This is a genomic window from Streptomyces sp. NPDC037242 (genome assembly GCF_055604165.1).
Window position 1 is genome coordinate 1 of record NZ_JBVJUY010000042.1, and the last position, 12,436, is coordinate 12,436.

Annotated in this window: 12 protein-coding genes; 6 read left to right on the top strand and 6 right to left on the bottom strand. The window is 70.2% G+C overall.

From position 1 onward, the window contains the following. Positions 1-115: 115 nt before the first annotated feature. On the bottom strand, positions 116-886 hold the full coding sequence (gene fabI, locus ACZ7GJ_RS34235) for an enoyl-ACP reductase FabI (protein ID WP_365920953.1): 771 nt from the start codon (positions 884-886) through the stop codon (positions 116-118). A 5-nt stretch (positions 887-891) separates the two neighbouring features. Beyond that, positions 892-1,611: a 3-oxoacyl-[acyl-carrier-protein] reductase gene (gene fabG, locus ACZ7GJ_RS34240; RefSeq protein WP_470757317.1), complete on the bottom strand. Its 720-nt coding sequence runs from the start codon at positions 1,609-1,611 to the stop codon at positions 892-894. Between the two features lie 147 nt (positions 1,612-1,758). On the opposite strand from fabG, the gene ACZ7GJ_RS34245 reads away from it, so the two are divergent. From ACZ7GJ_RS34245 to tyrS, 3 genes are all read left to right on the top strand, one after another. Further along, positions 1,759-3,321 (top strand): TldD/PmbA family protein, encoded by a 1,563-nt coding sequence (locus ACZ7GJ_RS34245; protein WP_470757319.1) that lies wholly within the window; start codon positions 1,759-1,761, stop codon positions 3,319-3,321. Further along, positions 3,321-4,712 carry a metallopeptidase TldD-related protein gene (locus ACZ7GJ_RS34250; RefSeq protein WP_470757321.1) on the top strand — a complete coding sequence of 464 codons (1,392 nt, stop codon included), beginning with the start codon at positions 3,321-3,323 and terminating at the stop codon, positions 4,710-4,712. Before ACZ7GJ_RS34245 ends, ACZ7GJ_RS34250 begins: the two co-directional genes overlap by 1 nt. A gap of 78 nt (positions 4,713-4,790) precedes the next feature. Continuing rightward, positions 4,791-6,068: a tyrosine--tRNA ligase gene (tyrS, locus tag ACZ7GJ_RS34255; protein ID WP_470757323.1), complete on the top strand. Its 1,278-nt coding sequence runs from the start codon at positions 4,791-4,793 to the stop codon at positions 6,066-6,068. A 76-nt stretch (positions 6,069-6,144) separates the two neighbouring features. Here tyrS and ACZ7GJ_RS34260 read toward each other — a convergent pair whose 3' ends face one another. After that, complete coding sequence (locus ACZ7GJ_RS34260) at positions 6,145-6,423, bottom strand: GlsB/YeaQ/YmgE family stress response membrane protein (RefSeq protein ID WP_470757325.1); 279 nt, start codon at positions 6,421-6,423, stop codon at positions 6,145-6,147. A gap of 232 nt (positions 6,424-6,655) precedes the next feature. Between ACZ7GJ_RS34260 and ACZ7GJ_RS34265 the strand changes: the two genes are divergently transcribed. Continuing rightward, positions 6,656-6,934 (top strand): DUF3099 domain-containing protein, encoded by a 279-nt coding sequence (locus tag ACZ7GJ_RS34265; RefSeq protein ID WP_470757432.1) that lies wholly within the window; start codon positions 6,656-6,658, stop codon positions 6,932-6,934. Between the two features lie 146 nt (positions 6,935-7,080). Then, positions 7,081-7,341 (top strand): hypothetical protein, encoded by a 261-nt coding sequence (locus ACZ7GJ_RS34270; protein WP_470757327.1) that lies wholly within the window; start codon positions 7,081-7,083, stop codon positions 7,339-7,341. A gap of 14 nt (positions 7,342-7,355) precedes the next feature. Here ACZ7GJ_RS34270 and moaA read toward each other — a convergent pair whose 3' ends face one another. The 3 genes from moaA to ACZ7GJ_RS34285 all read right to left on the bottom strand — a co-directional run bounded on the left by moaA (position 7,356) and on the right by ACZ7GJ_RS34285 (position 10,512). Next, positions 7,356-8,345, bottom strand: coding sequence for a GTP 3',8-cyclase MoaA (moaA, locus tag ACZ7GJ_RS34275; protein WP_470757329.1), 990 nt, complete (start codon positions 8,343-8,345; stop codon positions 7,356-7,358). Positions 8,346-8,521: 176 nt separating this feature from the next. Continuing rightward, complete coding sequence (locus ACZ7GJ_RS34280) at positions 8,522-10,150, bottom strand: solute symporter family protein (protein WP_470757331.1); 1,629 nt, start codon at positions 10,148-10,150, stop codon at positions 8,522-8,524. After that, positions 10,147-10,512, bottom strand: coding sequence for a DUF485 domain-containing protein (locus ACZ7GJ_RS34285; RefSeq protein WP_470757333.1), 366 nt, complete (start codon positions 10,510-10,512; stop codon positions 10,147-10,149). The genes ACZ7GJ_RS34280 and ACZ7GJ_RS34285 overlap by 4 nt, the downstream gene beginning before the upstream one ends. A 262-nt stretch (positions 10,513-10,774) precedes the next feature. On the opposite strand from ACZ7GJ_RS34285, the gene ACZ7GJ_RS34290 reads away from it, so the two are divergent. Continuing rightward, a complete protein-coding gene (locus tag ACZ7GJ_RS34290; RefSeq protein WP_470757335.1) occupies positions 10,775-12,319 on the top strand; it encodes a S8 family peptidase in 1,545 nt (514 codons plus the stop codon). Positions 12,320-12,436 lie beyond the last annotated feature (117 nt).

The window sequence follows — 12,436 nt, forward strand, 5'->3', positions numbered from 1 at the left end:
CCCCCCCCCCCCCCCCCCCCCCCCCCCCCCCCCCCCCCCCCCCCCCCCCCCCCCCCCCCCCCCCCCCCCCCCCCCCCCCCCCCCCCCCCCGCCGTACGGATGGAGCGGGCCCCGGTCAGGCGCCCATCGCGTGCAGGCCGCCGTCCACGTGGACGATCTCACCGGTGGTCTTCGGGAACCAGTCCGACAGCAGGGCCACGATGGCCTTGCCCGTGGGCTCCGGGTCGCTCATGTCCCACTCCAACATGGAGCGGGAGTTCCAGACCTCGGCCAGGTCCGAGAAGCCCGGGATGGACTTCGCGGCCATGGAGCCGAGCGGACCGGCCGAGACCAGGTTGCAGCGGATGTTCTCCTTGCCCAGGTCACGGGCGAGGTAGCGGCTGGTGGCCTCCAGGGCGGCCTTGGCCGGGCCCATCCAGTCGTACTGCGGCCAGGCGAACTGCGCGTCGAAGGTGAGGCCGACGACGGCCGCGCCCTCCGCCGGGAACAGCGGCTTGCAGGCCATGGTCAGCGACTTCAGCGAGAACGCCGAGACGTGCATGGCGGTGGCCACGGACTCGAACGGCGTGTTCAGGAAGTTGCCGCCCAGGGCGTCCTGCGGCGCGAAGCCGATCGAGTGCAGGACGCCGTCGAGGCCGCCGAGCTCGTCGCGGACGAGGCCTTCGAGGCGGGCCAGGTGCTCGTCGTTGGTGACGTCGAGCTCGATCACCTTGACCGGCTTGGGCAGCTTCTTGGCGATGCGCTCGGTCAGCGACGGGCGCGGCCACGCGGTGAGGACGACCTCGGCGCCCTGCTCCTGGGCCAGCCGGGCGGCGTGGAAGGCGATGGACGACTCCATCAGCACCCCGGTGATGAGGATGCGCTTGCCGTCGAGAATTCCGCTCATGGTGATCAGTGACCCATGCCCAATCCGCCGTCAACGGGAATGACGGCTCCTGTGATGTACGCGGCGTTGTCGGACGCCAGGAAGCTCACGGCTGCCGCGATCTCCTCGGGCTGCGCGTAGCGGCCCAGGGGCACCTGGCCGACGATGCCGGCGCGCTGCTCGTCGGTGAGCACCTTCGTCATGTCGGTGTCCACGAAACCGGGGGCGACCACGTTGAAGGTGATGTTGCGGGAGCCCAGTTCCCTGGCGAGGGAGCGGGCGAAGCCGACCAGGGCGGCCTTGGAGGCGGCGTAGTTGGCCTGGCCCGCCGAGCCCAGCAGTCCGACCACCGAGGAGATCAGGACGACGCGGCCCTTCTTGGCGCGGAGCATGCCGCGGTTGGCGCGCTTGACCACCCGGAAGGTGCCGGTGAGGTTGGTGTCGACGACCGACGCGAAGTCCTCCTCGGACATCCGCATGAGCAGCGCGTCCTTGGTGACGCCGGCGTTGGCCACCAGCACCTCGACGGCGCCGTGCTTGTCCTCGATCTCCTTGTAGGCCTGCTCCACCTGCTCGGAGTCGGTGATGTCGCAGCGCACGGCCAGCACGCCCAGCGCGGCGAGCTCGGCCGGCGGCTCGCCCGACCGGTACGTGATCGCGACCTTGTCCCCGGCCTCCGCGAAAGCTCGGGCGATGGCGAGGCCGATGCCCCGGTTACCTCCGGTGACGAGAACCGAGCGGCTCAACGGATCACCCTTTCGACTAGCGGCTCTGAATACCAAAAACCTATAGGTCGCACCGCCCGTACGGAGAATCGGGCTCCCACAGGGCCTTGGGACGGGCTCTGTCGAGTCCCTACAGAAAGATGTAGGCACAAGAGCCGCGAGCGCGACATGATCGAGGCGACCGGCAACGACCACGGGAGGACTTCCGTGCCCCATTCCATCGACGCGGCTTTCACCGCGCTGCCCCTTCGGGCGCTCGCCGACGCGGCGCTCGCCCGGGCCCGCGCGCTGGGCGCCGACCATGCCGACTTCCGGCTGGAGCGGATCCGCAGCGCCTCGTGGCGGCTGCGCGACGCCAAGCCCTCCGGCGGGTCCGACACCACCGACCTCGGCTACGCGGTCCGGGTGGTGCACGGGGGCAGCTGGGGGTTCGCCTCCGGTGTGGACCTGACCATGGACGGCGCCGCCAAGGTGGCCTCGCAGGCCGTGGCCATGGCCAAGCTGTCGGCCCAGGTGATCAAGGCGGCGGGCTCGGACGAGCGCGTCGAGCTCGCCGACGAGCCGGTGCACGCGGACCGGACGTGGATCTCCGCCTACGACGTGAACCCGTTCGAGGTGCCGGACGCGGAGAAGGCGGCGCTGCTCGCCGACTTCAGCTCCCGGCTGCTGGCGGCCGAGGGCGTGGCCCACGTGGACGCCTCGCTGCTCGCCGTGCACGAGAACAAGTTCTACGCCGACACCTCGGGCACCTCCACCACGCAGCAGCGGGTGCGGATCCACCCGCAGCTCACCGCCGTAGCCGTCGACGCCACCACCGGCGAGTTCGACTCGATGCGCACCATCGCCCCGCCGGCCGGGCGCGGCTGGGAGTACCTGACCGGCACCGGCTGGGACTGGAACTCCGAGCTGGAGCAGATCCCCGGGCTGCTCGCCGAGAAGATGCGGGCGCCGAGCGTCGAGGCCGGCCGCTACGACCTGGTCGTGGACCCGTCCAACCTGTGGCTCACCATCCACGAGTCCATCGGCCACGCCACCGAGCTGGACCGGGCGCTGGGCTACGAGGCGGCGTACGCGGGGACCTCCTTCGCCACCTTCGACCAGCTGGGCAAGCTCAAGTACGGCTCCTCGATCATGAACGTCACGGGTGACCGGACCGCCGAGCACGGGCTGGCCACGATCGGCTTCGACGACGAGGGCGTCGAGGGGCAGAGCTGGGACCTGGTCAAGGACGGCACCCTGGTGGGCTACCAGCTGGACCGGCGGATCGCGAAGCTCACCGGCCTCGGCCGCTCCAACGGCTGCGCCTACGCCGACTCCCCCGGTCACGTGCCGGTCCAGCGGATGGCGAACGTCTCGCTCCAGCCGGATCCGGGCGGGCTGTCGACCGAGGACCTGATCGGCGGCGTCGAGCGCGGGATCTACGTGGTCGGTGACCGCTCCTGGTCGATCGACATGCAGCGGTACAACTTCCAGTTCACCGGGCAGCGGTTCTTCCGGATCGAGAACGGCAAGCTGGCCGGTCAGCTGCGCGACGTCGCGTACCAGGCGACGACCACCGACTTCTGGGGCTCGATGGAGAAGGTCGGCGGTCCCCAGACGTACGTCCTGGGCGGCGCCTTCAACTGCGGAAAGGCCCAGCCGGGCCAGGTCGCGGCGGTCTCGCACGGCTGCCCGTCGGCGCTGTTCCGCGACGTGAACATCCTGAACACCACGCAGGAGGCCGGACGCTGATGTCCACTCGAACCAAGCCGCACGAGATCGTCGAGCGGGCGCTGGAGCTGTCCACCGCGGACGGCTGCGTCGTCATCGCCGACGAGGAGTCCAGCGCCAACCTGCGCTGGGCGGGCAACGCGCTCACCACCAACGGCGTCACCCGCGGCCGGACCCTCACCGTCATTGCGACGGTCGACGGCAAGGAGGGCACGGCCTCGGGGGTCGTCTCGCGCTCCGCCGTCACCGCCGCGGACCTGGAGCCGCTGGTACGGGCCGCCGAGGCGGCCGCCCGGGGCGCGGACCCGGCGGAGGACGCCCAGCCGCTGGTGACCGGGACCCCGGCCTCGCCGGACTTCACCGACGCCCCGGCGGAGACCTCCTCGGCGGTCTTCGCCGACTTCGCACCGGCGCTCGGCGAGGCCTTCGCCCGGGCCCGGGCGGGCGGCCGGGAACTGTACGGCTTCGCCAACCACGAGCTGGTCTCCACGTACGTAGGGACCTCCACGGGGCTGCGGCTGCGCCACGACCAGCCCAACGGCACCTTGGAGCTCAACGCCAAGTCCCCGGACCGCCAGCGCTCCGCCTGGGCCGGCCGCTCCACCCGGGACTTCAAGGACGTGGACCCGACCGTTCTGGACGCGGAGCTCGCCGTACGCCTGGGCTGGGCCGAGCGGAAGATCGAACTGCCCGCCGGGCGGTACGAGACCCTGCTGCCGCCGACGGCGGTGGCCGACCTGCTGATCTACCAGATGTGGTCGGCGGCGGCCCGCGACGCCATGGAGGGCCGGACAGTCTTCTCCAAGCCCGGCGGGGGCACCCGCCTCGGCGAGAAGCTCTCCGAGCTGCCGCTGACCCTGCGCAGCGACCCGAACGCGCCAGGCCTGGAGTCCGCGCCCTTCGTCGTCGCGCACAGCTCGGGCGACGACGCCTCGGTCTTCGACAACGGCCTGCCGGTCCCGGCGACCGAGTGGATCAGCGGCGGCGAGCTGGCGCGGCTGACCACGACCCGGCACACCGCGGGCCTGACCGGGCTGCCGCTCTCCCCCGGCTTCGGGAACCTGATCCTGGACGCGGGCGGCGACCGGTCGCTGGAGGAGATGGTGGCCTCGACCGAGCGGGGGCTGCTGCTGACCTGCCTCTGGTACATCCGCGAGGTGGACCCGGCGACGCTGCTGCTCACGGGGCTGACCCGGGACGGCGTCTACCTGGTGGAGAACGGCCAGGTCGTCGGCGAGGTCAACAACTTCCGCTTCAACGAGTCGCCGGTGGACCTGCTGTCGCGGGCCACGGAGGCCGGGCGGACCGAGAAGACCCTGCCCCGCGAGTGGAACGACTGGTTCACCAGGGCCGCGATGCCCGCGCTGCGCATCCCGGACTTCAACATGAGCTCGGTCAGCAAGGGCGTCTGACCGCCTCCCGGCCGCGGCACCGGGCCGCAGCACTAGACTGACCACGGCATTTCCAGAGATCCAAGGAGTCGAGAAACCGTGACGGACATCGTCGACGAACTGAAGTGGCGCGGGCTCTTCGCCCAGTCCACCGACGAAGAAGCGCTGCGCAAGGCGTTCGCGGACGGTCCTGTCACGTTCTATTGCGGCTTCGACCCGACGGCGGCCTCACTGCACGTGGGGCACCTGGTCCAGGTGCTCACCGTGCGCCGGCTCCAGCAGGCCGGCCACCGGCCGCTGGCGCTGGTCGGCGGGGCCACGGGTCAGATCGGCGACCCGCGGCCGACCGCCGAGCGGACCTTGAACGACCCGGAGACGATCGCGAACTGGGTGACGCGCCTGCGTACCCAGATCGAGCCGTTCCTGTCCTTCGAGGGCGAGAACGCGGCGCTGATGGTGAACAACCTGGACTGGACGGCGGGCATGTCCGCCATCGAGTTCCTCAGGGACATCGGCAAGCACTTCCGCGTCAACAAGATGCTGACGAAGGACTCGGTCGCCAAGCGGCTCGACTCCGACCAGGGCATCAGCTACACCGAGTTCAGCTACCAGCTGCTCCAGGGGATGGACTTCCTGGAGCTGTACCGGCGCTACGGCTGCGTGCTCCAGCAGGGCGGCTCCGACCAGTGGGGCAACCTGACGGCCGGACTCGACCTGATCCACCGGGTCGAGCCGGGTGCGCACGTGCACGCGCTGGCGACCCCGCTGATGGTCAAGGCGGACGGCACCAAGTTCGGCAAGTCCGAGAGCGGCGCCGTCTGGCTCGACCCGGAGATGACCACCCCGTACGCGTTCTACCAGTTCTGGCTGAACGTGGACGACCGGGACATCTCCACCTACATGCGGATCCTGTCCTTCAAGTCCCGCGAGGAGCTGGAGGAGCTGGAGGCGCAGACCGCCGAGCGGCCGCAGGCGCGCGCCGCGCAGCGGGCGCTGGCGGAGGAGCTGACGACGCTGGTGCACGGCGCCGGCCAGACCGCCGCCGTGATCGCCGCGTCGAAGGCGCTGTTCGGCCAGGGCGAGCTGACGGAGCTGGACGAGGCCACGCTGGCCGCGGCCCTGTCGGAGCTGCCGCGCGTCGAGGTCGCCGAGCTCGGCCTGGTGGTCGACCTCTTCGCGGAGACCGGGCTGGTCGCCAGCAAGTCGGCCGGGCGCCGGACCGTGAAGGAGGGCGGTGCCTACGTGAACAACGTGAAGGTCACCGCCGAGGACGCGGTCCCCGCCGAGGGCGACCTGCTGCACGGGCGCTGGCTGGTGCTGCGCCGGGGCAAGAAGAACCTGGCCGCGGTCGAGGTCACGGGCGCTGACGGCTCTTAGGCCCGTACGCCACAGGGCGCGGCGGAGGGGCCGGTTCGGACGCACTGTCCGGCCGGCCCCTCCGTCATGTCCCGCGTCAGGTCATCTGCCGTTTGTTGCCCCGGAGCGCCATGTAGATCATGTCGCCGAGTCCGACGACGACGACGGCTCCGGCAAGCTGCAGCAAGTGCCGGATCCAGTCGATGCCCTTGGTGTCGTTGACTCCGATCCAGGTGGCGACGGCGTTGCCGAGCACGCCGCCGAGGATGCCGAAGAGCGTGGTCAGCCAGAGGGGCTGGTGCTGCCTGCCCGGAAGGATGGCCCGGGCTATGAGGCCCAGCACGAATCCGACGATGATCGCCCACAACCAATGCATGTCGAGCCTCCTCCTGGCGCGTTGTGCGCATGTGGGCCCAGTCTCGGCCCGTCCGGCGTACTGCGCATTTCGGGCAGGGCCGTTCGGGGGACACCCGCCCTGCCCGGCTCTGGACGCCGGGCGTACGGTGGAAGGGTCCGGACCGGGGAGTGTCCGGCGGTCGATCGGGTGGTGGAGCGTGGAGCGGAAGAAGCGGAACGGGGCCGAGGTCTTCCGGATCACCGGGGCGCGGATGGGGCTCGCCGAGGACGTGCGGGGACGCCAGCGCCGGTACGTGATCTCGATGGTCATCAGGACCCTGTCGGTCATCGCGACCGTGGTCCTGTGGAACGTGGAACGGCATGTGGCCGTCGTGACGCTGGTCGCGGGCGCGCTGCTGCCGTACGTTGCGGTGGTCATCGCCAATGCGGGGCGCGAGTCGGCGCCCTCGCTGCCCTCGCACTTCATCCCGTCACCTGTGCACCCGGCACTGGGGACGGCAAACCTCAAGAAAAGCTCAGATCAATCATGAAGTTCCGGTGCACCGCACCGGGTCGTGCGTGACATACTGCCTACGCGCTCCGCATCCCCCGTCGGAGCGACGGACCGACGCCGGGCAGCTCCCCCCGTGGCTGCTCGGCGTCGCCCTTCCGTCTCAGGGGTTTGTAGGGTTGAGGCGTGACTTTCCCCCTCTTCCCCGGCCCCGACTCCGCCGATGAACAAGCACCCACCTGCTCCGCCAAGGGCTGCCGCGACGCGGCCGTATGGGTCCTGGCGTGGAACAACCCGAAGCTGCACACGCCCGAGCGCCGCAAGACCTGGCTGGCGTGCGAGGAGCACCGCGAACACCTCTCCCAGTTCCTGGGGGTCCGCGGTTTCCTCAAGGACGTCGTGAAGCTCGACGAGTGGGTGCAGCCGGAGGGCTCGGACCGCGCCTGAGCGCGGGCTGTCCGTCAGCCGCCGATCGCCGACATCGGGCGGTCGGGCTGGAGGAAGGACGGGTCGTCCAGACCGGAGCCCGCCTTCTTGCCCCACATCGCCAGCTTCCACAGCCGGGCGATCTCCTCGTCCGGGGCGCCCGAGCGCAGAGCGGCGCGCAGGTCCGACTCCTCGGTGGCGAACAGGCACGTACGGACCTGGCCGTCCGCGGTGAGCCGCGTACGGTCGCAGGCCCCGCAGAAGGGCCGGGTGACGGACGCGATGACGCCGACGGTGGCCGGGCCGCCGTCCACGACCCAGCGCTCGGCCGGGGCGGAGCCGCGCTCGTCGGCGCCCTCCTCGGTGAGCGTGAAGCGGGTGCGCAGGGACTGCAGGATGTCCCCGGCGGTGATCATGCCCTCGCGCTTCCAGCCGTGCTGGGCGTCGAGCGGCATCTGCTCGATGAAGCGGAGTTCGTACTCGTTCTCCACGGCCCAGGCGAGCAGGTCGGGGGCCTCGTCGTCGTTGAGTCCCGGCATCAGAACGGCATTGACCTTGACCGGGGTGAGGCCGGCCTCGCGGGCCGCCGCCATGCCGTCGATGACGTCGTGGTGGCGGTCGCGGCGGGTGAGGGTCTTGAAGACGTCGGGGCGCAGGGTGTCCAGGGAGACGTTCACCCGGTCCAGACCGGCGGCCTTCAGGGCCTGCGCGGTGCGCTTGAGGCCGATGCCGTTGGTGGTCAGGGACATCTGGGGGCGCGGCTCCAGGGCCGCGCACTGCTCGACGATGCCGACCAGGCCGGGCCGCAGCAGCGGCTCGCCGCCGGTGAAGCGGACTTCGGTGATCCCCAGCTGCGTGACCGCGATGCGGATCAGCCGGACGATCTCCTCGTCACTGAGCAGGTCGGACTTGCCGAGCCACTGCAGGCCCTCCTCGGGCATGCAGTACGTACAGCGCAGATTGCACCGGTCGGTGAGCGAGACGCGCAGGTCAGTGGCCACGCGGCCGTAGGTGTCGAGAAGCACTGTGGGCCCCCTCCCCTGTCCGGATGTCGAGGTAGCGCAAGGTTGGATCTACTTCACGCGTTCTATTTCGAGACTACGCGACACGTGTGTCCGGTAGAGGTGCCCGAATGAACGATACGTAACGTGGCCGCGTCGTAGAGACCTACGACGCGGCCACGCTCGGTGTTCGGTTGATCTCAGTGCGCCCCTGTTCCCGTGAGGGAGCGGACCTCCAGCTCGGCGAACTTCTCGGGGTCCGCATTCTCCTTGGACAGGACGGTTCCCAGCCACCCGAGGAGGAAGCCGAACGGGATGGAGATGATGCCCGGGTTCTCCAGGGGGAACCAGTAGAAGTCGGCGTCCTTGAACATCGAGGTCGGCTTGCCCGAGACGACCGGCGAGAACAGCACCAGGCCGACCGCCGAGATCAGGCCGCCGTAGATGGACCACAGCGCGCCCTGGGTGGTGAAGCGCTTCCAGAAGAGGCTGTAGAGGATCGTCGGCAGGTTGGCGGAGGCGGCGACCGCGAAGGCGAGGGCGACCAGGCCGGCGACGTTGAGGTCGCGGGCGAGGGCGCCGAGGCCGATGGCGACGGCGCCGATGACCACGGTCGACCAGCGGGCCGCGCGGACCTCCTCCTGCTCGGTGGCCCGACCCTTGCGGATGACGTTGACGTACAGGTCGTGCGCGAAGGAAGAGGAGGAGGCCAGGGTCAGGCCGGCGACCACCGCGAGGATGGTGGCGAAGGCGACCGCGGAGATCACGGCGAGCAGGATCGCGCCGCCGGTGGAGCCCGCGCCGCCGCCGATCTCCTGGGCGAGGAGCGGCGCCGCCGTGTTGCCGGCCTTGTTGGACTTGATGATCTCGTCCCGGTTGAGCAGCGCCGCGGCGCCGAAGCCCAGGGCGATGGTCATCAGGTAGAAGGCGCCGATGATGCCGATGGCCCAGTTCACGGACTTGCGGGCGGCCTTGGCCGTGGGGACGGTGTAGAAGCGGATCAGGATGTGCGGCAGGCCCGCGGTGCCCAGGACCAGGGCGAGGCCCAGCGAGATGAAGTCCAGCTTGGTGAGCGAGTCCTTGCCGTACTTCATCCCGGGTTCCAGGAACTTGACTCCCTGCCCGCTGTTCTCGGCCGCCTTGCCCAGCAGGTCGGAGATGTTGAAGTTGAACTTCAGCAGCACCAGGAAGGTGACCAGCAGCGCGCCCGCGATCAGCAGGACGGCCTTGATCATCTGGACCCAGGTGGTGCCCTTCATGCCGCCGATGGTCACGTAGACGATCATCAGGACGCCGACCAGCGCGACGACGGCGACCTTGCCGCCGTCGCTCGTGATGCCCAGGAGCAGCGAGACGAGCACGCCGGCGCCGGCCATCTGGGCGAGCAGGTAGAAGATCGAGACGACGATCGTGGAGGTGCCGGCGGCGGTACGGACGGGCCGCTGGCGCATCCGGTACGCGAGCACGTCGCCCATCGTGTAGCGGCCGGAGTTGCGCAGCGGCTCGGCGACGAGCAGCAGGGCGACCAGCCAGGCGACGAGGAAGCCGATGGAGTACAGGAAGCCGTCGTAGCCGAAGAGGGCGATGGCTCCGGCGATGCCGAGGAAGGACGCGGCGGACATGTAGTCGCCGGAGATGGCGAGGCCGTTCTGGAAGCCGGTGAACTGGCGGCCGCCCGCGTAGAAGTCGGCGGCGTCCTTGGTCTGGCGGCCGGCCCAGATCGTGATGATCAGGGTGGCGACGACGAACAGCCCGAACAGGGTCATGATCAGCGGACGGTGTTCGGTGGCTCCGGCGGCGATCGTCGTCAGGGGGAGCGCTGCGCTCATTCTCCGGCCTCCATGCGTGCCTTGATGGCCGCGCCCTTGGGGTCGAGGTTGGCGGCGGCGTGCCGCGAATACAGCCAGGCGATGAGGAAGGTCGTCGCGAACTGGGCGAGGCCGAGGACGAGGGCGACGTTGATGTTGCCGAAGAGCTTGGTCCCCATGAAGCCGCCCGCGTAGTTGGACAGCAGGACGTAGAGCAGGTACCAGGCGATGAAGGCCACGGTGAGCGGGAAGGCGAACGAGCGGTAGGAGCCGCGCAGTTCTGCGAACTCGGCGCTCTGCTGCACGGCCACGAACTCTTCGGCCGTCGGGGTCGCCGACGGCCCTCCCGCGCTGCCCGGCGGCGGCGCTGCTTCGGTGGTCACGGGGGACTCTCCTTGTGACGCGGGTGCGGTGGGGACTACGGACAAAACAACATCCGTGTGGGGGGACGGTGGCGCTGATCCCCCCTGTCAACGGCACGGTCGGCGCGTCGGGATGGTTCAACACCAGATGTTTCTTTGGAAACTGATTTCTCGAACTGATGGCGCAAGACCGAATGTCAGCACTAGGTTCACGTGACATGAACCCGTCGGGCGCGACCGCGCCCGCACGGCTCTGTCACGATCACGATGATGTGGAGAACCCATGGCTCATCTGGGAACCGGTCGCCGGCGCGCTCTCGCCGTTCCGGTCGGGCTGGCGCTCACGGCCTCGCTCGCCTTCCTGCCCTCGGTAGCGGCCTCCGCCGCTCCGCTCGGCAACACGGCGGACGCGGCTGCCGCCGCCAAGGCCGACACCACCGGACCCAAGCTGTCGTACGTCGCGAACCTGACCGCGTACGGCACGGTGCAGCAGGCGAAGAAGTCGATCGAGCGGGCCGGCGGAACGGTGGTGACGGCCTATGAGCAGATCGGGGTCGTCGTCGCGCACTCCCAGAACCCGGACTTCGCCAAGCAGTTGCGGGCCCAGCGCAGCCTGTTCGTTTCGGTCGGCGCCACCCGTACGGCCCCCCTCTCGGTGGTGCAGACCACCGAGGAGGGAACCACGCAGCAGCTGAGCGCGGCGGACGCCGCCAAGGCCGCGGCGCAGGCCGAGCCGGGGCAGGAGCCCCTGGAGTCCAACCAGTGGGACCTGCGTGCGATCAAGGCCGACCAGGCTCACAAGATCAACGATGGCAGCCAGGACGTCACCGTGGGTGTCATCGACACGGGTGTTGACGACACCCACCCGGATCTCGCCCCGAACTTCTCCAAGGACCAGTCCGCCAACTGTGTCGGCGGCGTCGCGGACACCACCGAGGGCGCCTGGCGTCCGTACGCGGACGGCAGCGACCACGGCACCCACGTGGCGGGCACCATCGCGGCCGCGCGCAACGGGATCGGCATCAGCGGCGTGGCGCCCGGCGTCAAGGTCGCCGCGATCAAGGTGAGCGAGCCCGCGACCAGCCTCTTCTACACCGAGGCGGTCGTCTGCGGCTTCATGTTCGCCGCCGAGAAGGGGATCGAGGTGACCAACAACAGCTACTACGTCGACCCCTGGCTCTACAACTGCAAGTCGGACGACGACCAGAAGGCGCTGGTGGAGGCCCTCGCCCGGGCGACGAAGTTCGCCGAGCGCAAGGGCGTGCTCAGCGTGGCCTCGGCCGGCAACTCGAACCACGACCTGGCGGGCGCCACGATCGACGACGCCAGCAGCCCCAACGACACCACCCCGCTGCCGCGCACCATCGACCCCAAGGTCTGCCTGGACCTGCCCACCCAGCTGCCGGGTGTCGTCACGGTGAGCTCGACCGGTGACCAGGGCTTCAAGGCGTACTACTCCAGCTACGGCCTCGGCGTCGTCGACGTCGCGGGCCCCGGCGGCGACAAGTACCAGGTCCCGGCCACCCCGGACGCCAACGGCCGCGTGCTGTCGACCGTCCTGGGCGGCGGCTACGGCTACAAGCAGGGCACTTCGATGGCGGGCCCGCACGTCGCCGCCGTCGCCGCGCTGCTCAAGAGCCGGCACCCGCACGCCACGCCCTCGCAGCTCCAGGCGCTGCTGAAGGCCCAGGCCACGAAGGTGGCGTGCCCCGAGAAGGTCTACGACTCCACGGGCGCGCTGGTCGACGCCACCACCTGCAACAGCAAGTGGGGCCAGACCGGCTACTACGGCCACGGCGTCGTCGACGCGCTGAAGGCCGTCAAGTAGTCAGCGGTCCGGACGAACGGGAGGGGGGGGGGGGGGGGGGGCCCCCCCCCCCCCCCCCCCCCCCGCCCCCCCCACCCCCCCGGGTGGTTGTCCCCCCCCCCACCGTCTCGCATTCCC